The sequence below is a fragment of the Antarctobacter sp. genome (genome assembly GCF_048262615.1).
Classification (GTDB): domain Bacteria; phylum Pseudomonadota; class Alphaproteobacteria; order Rhodobacterales; family Rhodobacteraceae; genus Antarctobacter.
Genome location: NZ_JBLXFB010000036.1, coordinates 1 through 6,265 on the forward strand (window position 1 = coordinate 1; position 6,265 = coordinate 6,265).

The 6,265-nt window shown below is 60.9% G+C and carries 2 protein-coding genes and 2 pseudogenes; 3 read left to right on the forward strand and 1 reads right to left on the reverse strand.

Going from position 1 to position 6,265, the window contains the following annotated elements; translation table 11 throughout:
• From ACN0S5_RS22020 to ACN0S5_RS22030, 3 genes and pseudogenes are all read left to right on the forward strand, one after another.
• Positions 1 to 381 (forward strand): DUF4268 domain-containing protein (locus ACN0S5_RS22020; RefSeq protein ID WP_417211313.1); only part of this gene is annotated, 381 nt, incomplete at its 5' end.
• Complete coding sequence (locus tag ACN0S5_RS22025) at positions 381 to 3,461, forward strand: type I restriction endonuclease subunit R (RefSeq protein ID WP_417211315.1); 3,081 nt, start codon at positions 381 to 383, stop codon at positions 3,459 to 3,461. The genes ACN0S5_RS22020 and ACN0S5_RS22025, both read left to right, overlap by 1 nt.
• A 384-nt stretch (positions 3,462 to 3,845) precedes the next feature.
• Positions 3,846 to 4,955 (forward strand): annotated as a pseudogene (locus tag ACN0S5_RS22030) (IS110 family transposase).
• Positions 4,956 to 6,109: 1,154 nt separating this feature from the next.
• Here the strand turns inward: ACN0S5_RS22030 and ACN0S5_RS22035 are convergent.
• Positions 6,110 to 6,265, reverse strand: a pseudogene (locus ACN0S5_RS22035) (transposase); the annotation flags it as partial.

Genomic DNA, 6,265 nt, shown 5'->3' on the forward strand with positions numbered 1-6,265 from the left:
CCCTCGAACGACCACTGGCTGAGCGCCGGGTCTGGGCTGTCAGGATGCCCGTATCGTCTGATCTTCCTGAAAAAGGAGATCCGCGTGGAGTTCGCGTTTTCCCGCCCGACAGGTGAGGAGAACAAGTGGCTCTTCGACGAGTTGGCAAAGCGGAAGGCAAAGATTGAGTCGGCGTTTGGCGAAACGCTGACCTGGCTGCGGCTGGACAGTCAGAAAGAGTCTCGCATCTACTTTGCCCATCCCAGCGGTGGATACGATCAGGAGCAATGGGCCACTTTCGCTGAATGGCACGCAGAACACATGCGGCGACTTGAAGCCGCAATCAAGGGCCCACTGTCTGAAATCGCTCGCGCCTTCAAAGCAAGACCGGAGACCGCGTAATGGCCTGGACCTCGGAAGCCGATCTGGAAAACTGGTTCGTCAGCGAGTTGGCGACCTTGGGATTTAAGCAGCAGCATGGGTCCGAGATCTCGCCCGAGATGCGCAATCCGATGCGATCAAGCTTTCGGGAGACGATCCTCGTCCCGGTTCTGCTTGATGCTATACGGCGACTGAACCCGAACCTGCCAGAAACCGCGGTCTCTGAGGCGGCCGCCCGGGTTCGTGACATCGTATTCGCCACGGATCTCGTGCAGGAGAACCAGCGCGTTCACGGCCTGATGGTCAAGGGCATACCCGTGACCTACTTCGGCGACGGAGAAGTGCGCAATGCCGTCGTTCAGCTTGTCGACTGGACTAACGCCAAGAATGACTGGCGCGTAATTAATCAGGTCGATGTTGTCGGCAAGACCGCCCGCATTCCCGATGTGGTGCTGTTCCTGAACGGTCTGCCGCTGGTCATTGTCGAATTGAAAGGCACAGAAGGAGCCGACATCGAGGCGGCCTTCAACCAGATCGAAACCTACAAGACCGACATCCCGGATCTGTTCAGGACATCGCTGCTCACGGTGATCTCGGATGGCCTACACGCGCGCTTCGGGTCGATTTCCGCCGGTCTTGATCGCTTTATGAAGTGGCGAACGATCGACGGACAGAAACTGGTGCCGGAAGGTTCGGCTCTCGCATTGCAGACGCTGGCGCAGGGCCTACTGACACAGAAAACGCTGTTGTCGATGCTGCGCTGGTTCGTCGTCTTCGAGGATGAAGGCAAGGGACCGATCAAAAAGATCGCCGGGTATCACCAATTCCACGCTGTTCGGAAAGCAACGGACACAATCCTTGGCGCACGCGATGGGGACGGCAAGGGCGGCGTCATTTGGCACACTCAAGGAAGCGGTAAGTCCTTGTTGATGACCTTTCTCTCGGGTCGCGTGATGCATCACAATGAGATGGAGAACCCGACGCTGTTGGTCCTCACGGATCGAAACGACCTCGACAACCAGCTTTTCGCAACGTTCGGGCGTTGCAGGGATCTCCTTGGCGAAGAACCTGTTCAGGCGGACAGCATCACGGCGTTGAAGGATCTGCTGAACCGTGAAGTCGGCGGCATCGTGTTCTCGACCATCCAGAAGTTCCGTCCCGATACCGGAGAAGTGTTTCCTGAGCTGACGTCCCGTTCTAATGTCGTTGTCCTCGTCGATGAGGCGCACCGAACACAATACGGTTTCGAAGCAAAGATGGACCGGAAAACCGGTACCCTGCGCCACGGGTTGGCGTACCAGCTGCGCAAGGCCCTGCCCAATGCCATCTACATCGCTTTCACCGGCACCCCAGTGGAACTCGTAGGGGCAAACACGCGGAGCGTTTTCGGCGAATACATCGACGTCTATGACATCAGCCAGGCCGTGGAGGACGGCGCGACGGTCCCCCTCTACTACGAGGCACGGGTCGCAAGAGTCGAACTCGACGAGGACCTTGGCGGCGAGGTCGACGAGGCCTTCGATGAAGCCACTGAGGATCTCGAAGACGAGCAGGCCGTCGCCGCGGCGCGGAAATGGTCACGGGTCGAGGCCTTGGTCGGTGCGAAACCCAGATTGGACACGGTGGTCGCGGACATGCTGGCGCATTTCGACGCGCGCCTCGAAGCGATCGACGGCAAGGCCATGATTGTTTGCATGAGTCGCCGGATCTGCGTCGAGGTTTACAGCCGGATCGTCGCAGCGCGGCCAGATTGGCACGGCGACACGGATGACACCGGCAAGGTGAAGGTCGTCGTAACGGGTAGCGCGTCGGACCCAGCCGAGATGCAGCCGCATATCCGCTCGAAAGCCCGCCAAGAGGCAATCCGCAAGCGGGCAAAGACCCTCGATGACGAGTTGAAGATCGTCATAGTGCGGGACATGTGGCTGACCGGGTTCGACGCCCCCTGCATGCATACGCTTTATGTCGACAAACCGATGAAGGGGCATGGGTTGATGCAGGCGATCGCCCGCGTGAACCGCGTGTTCAAGGGCAAGCCTGCTGGGCTGATAGTCGACTACATCGGCATCGCCGCTGACCTGAAAAAGGCTCTTTCGCATTACTCGAAGCCCGACCAGCAGAAGACCGGGATCGACGAAGCAGAGGCCGTCGCTGCCTTTCTCGATATACTGGACGTCACGCGCTCACAAATGCACGGCTTTGACTACGCCGTTGCGCTGACCGGCACGCCAGCAGATCGCCTCCGGATCCTCCCTGGGGCCCTGGATCATATCCTGCAAAGGGATCGCGACGGCGAAACCGGGGCGGTGAAACGTTTCAATGACGCTGTCGCCGGGCTCATCAAAGCCTTCAAACTGGCGTCCGGGAGCCCACAGACCACGGCGTACTCCGAAGAAGTTGCGTTCTTCACCGCTCTCCGGGCGGGTCTCGAAAAGCTGGGCCGTGGCGGCAATGGGCGCAGCAATGCCAATCATGATCTCGCGATTCAACAGCTGCTCAACCGTGCCGTCGTCTCGACCGAAGTTGTCGACATTCTCGAAGCTTGCGGGTTCGATCGTCCAGACATTTCGGTCTTGTCCGACGCATTCATGCTGGAAATCCAGAACATGAAGCACAAGGACTTGGCCGTCGAGGCGTTAAAAAAGCTATTGAATGGCGAGATTACATCGCGCACGCGCACGAACGTCGTCCGGAAGGAGGAATTCTCCTCTCGGCTGGAAAGGGCCATCGCGAGCTATCACAACCGCAGCGTCGACGCCTTGCAGATTCTGCAAGAACTGATCGCGATTGCCAAAGATCTGCAAAACGAACCCGAAGATGGCTTGAACGATGCAGAGCGTGCCTTCTACGACGCCCTGGCGCTCAACGATAGCGCCGTCGAGGTCATGGGAAACGAGGAACTTCGGGTCATTGCCACGGAACTGGTCAATACCGTCCGCAGCAATGCTGGAACCGACTGGTGGCGCCGGGACGATGTGCGAGCAAAGATGCGCATCGCCGTCAAGCGCATCCTGAAACGACACGGATACCCGCCGGACCTTGCCACTGAAGCGGTAAAATCGGTCCTGCGTCAAGCGGAGGCTTTGGCGGGCGCATTTTGAAGAAGACGTGTGTTCTGCATGCGATGCCAACCATAGAACTACCTGCCAATCGACGGGTAACCCCCCATGGGCGCACCAAGGTCAGCATGAACAACAAGCTGCATGCCATCTGCGACGGCCGACGCGCTTCTAAGCGTGCCAGTCCTAGGATTTCGTCTCCGACAAGTCCGGCGCTACAGGTGAGTTCCGGATCATGACCGCGATCTACAGCGGTACACGGGAAAATTCTACATGGCGGCAGAAACCAAACTGTCCTACGCGCAGTTTAGACCCCATGATCGCGGTGTGAACTAACTGGGCCGGTGGCTTCTCCCGCGGCATTCTCCGTTCGAGGGTTGCGCCGGATGGGCCGGTGCCGAGCCTCAGGAATGGGGGAGAGACCACATGCACGATAGCACATTCGTCGGGCTGGATGTCCACAAGGCGACGATCTCGGTGGCTGTTGCGCAAGGAAAGCGCGGTGGTGAGGTAAGGCACTGGGGAACGATCCCGAACCAGCCCGAACACGTTCGCGGGCTTGCCGAAAGGCTGGGCAGCATCGGGCGGCGGCTCCCTTTCTGCTACGAGGCTGGGCTTTGCGGCTATGGTCTGCATCGCCAGCTGACCGAACTCGGATATGACTGCATGGTCGTTGCGCCCTCGCTCATTCCAGTGAAGGTCGGCGACCGGGTGAAGACCGACCGGCGCGATGCGACTATGTAGTCGAAGCTGCATCGAGCGGGTGAGCTGACAGCGGTTTGGGTGCCGGATGACGCGCATGAAGCGATGCGTGATCTGGTCCGTGCGCGGGCCACGGCTGTCCGAGTCGCGGGCAAGGCGCGCCAGCATCTGCAGGGTTTTCTGCTTCGCCACGGCCGTATCTATCACGGAAAGAAGGGCTGGACGAAGGCCTACCGGCGCTGGCTGACGACGGTGCGGTTCACGCATCCGGCGCAGCAGATCGTGCTGCAGTATTACATCCATGCCGTCACTGACGCAGAGGCCCGTATCGAGCGGCTGACGAAGCAGATCGCCGACCTGATGCCCGGCTGGAGCTTGGCGCCGGTGGTTGAGGCCGTTCAGGCGATGCGTGGGGTCGCTTTCATCGTCGCGGTGACGGTGGTTGCCGAGGTCGGCGACTTCAACCGCTTCGACAACCCGCGGCAGTTGATGGCTTTTCTGGGACTGACGCCTTCGGAGCATTCCAGCGGTGCCAGTGTCCGACGCGGCGGCATCACGAAGGCTGGCAGCGGCCTCGCGCGTCGCGTCCTGATCAAGGGTGCCTGGAGCTACCGGATGCAGGCCCGTGTCAGCCGGAAGCTGCTCGACTGGGTCGAGAGCCTGCCTCAGGGCGTGTGCGACATTGCCTGGAAGGGACAACTGCGGATGTGCCAGCGCTATCGGCACCTGATGGCGGCGGGAAAGCCGAAGGTGGTTGCCACGACGGCGATCGCGCGCGAGATGGCAGGCTTCATCTGGGCTATCGCCCGCACCGTGGCGCCTGCCCGGGCCTGACGCGCAGCACGACGGAGAAACGACGCCTCGACCCTTCCGATGCGCAGGGTTGGGGACGGAACCCGGTGGGGAACCCTCGTGCCCTGTTATGAGCAGACCCGGTCGACGCTCGCCACTTAGATCGAGGCAGCCCCAAGGCGAAACCACGGTCATGCATTAACCAACCCGCGCATGAGAGCTTGCTCAACCGTCGTCTCAGTTCCGTCTCCTACCCTGCGCATCCACATCCACGCTGCGCCCGGCTTCGTCGGAGGAAGCGTCTATGAACAAGGGGTTGACAGCGATCATGAGAGCAGGCCGCTGAAAAACCCTGCCGGGAGGAACGGTTTCCTTCTACGCGGATGCTGGGTGGGGCTGGATCTTGGGCAGGCAGGCTCGGCGGCGCTTTCGCTCGTCAGACCGCATGCAGTTTCGGCAGCCTTGCCAGAATGCAGGCCGCCATTGTCAGCGTGAACCGGGCCCGCACACACTCGATGCCGCGATACATGGTCTGTGCGATGCCGCCAACGGTCTTTGCCCATCCGCCTGCGTCAGGTCGGCCTGCACGATCAGACCGGAACGGTTCTCTATCAGGCTATGTCCCATGAAGCACAGCATGGCCCCGGTTCCGGGAGACTTCTTGTACAGCAGAGCCTCGGGATCGGTCATCGACGCGTGGGTCGCGTTCGACCGCCGTTGACCGCGGAAGTCGACTTCGGCGTTGCGACTGCGGTGTCTGGGGCGAGTCATCGGGTCGGGCTCGGCGGTGGATTGGTCAGGGGAGGATGTTGGTGATGCGCCGTCATCTGGAGGATCACCCGGCCCGTCGTCCCCGTCGGGCACCTCATTGTCCTTCGGCTGGAAGCTCTTCATCGACGGTGAGCCAGGTGGCCGCCACCGGTCCGAGGCCCGTGGCGAACGCCTTCACCAGCGTGCCGTCTACCGAGAAGTGATCGTCCCCCTCTCGTGACATTGCTGCGCAATGCACTGCCGGGCAGTGGACAGCAGCGGCGCCACCTCACGATGGGCCAGAATGGCGGCCATGATCTTGCGGGACATGTCCGTGGTCAGCAGGCGGTCGCGGTTCTTCGTGAACACCGTCGACCTTCGGCCCGGGGCTGCGCCCGTTCAGGGCTGAATTGGTCCACTGGACCAATTCCGGGACGCCCTTCACCCCAGACCGCATCGTCGATGCCCAAGCCCACGAACCAACGGAACAGCAAGTTGTAATCCATCTGTTCCATGAGCTGACGTTCGGATCGGATCGAATAGAGGATCTGAAGCAGGCTGGCCCGGATCAACCGTTCCGGTGCGATGGAGGGACGGCCCTC

Coding starts and splice junctions, on each gene's coding strand:
- ACN0S5_RS22025 (WP_417211315.1), top strand. CDS start 381: ATGGCCTGGACCTCGGAAGCCGATCTGGAAAACTGGTTCGTCAGCGAG.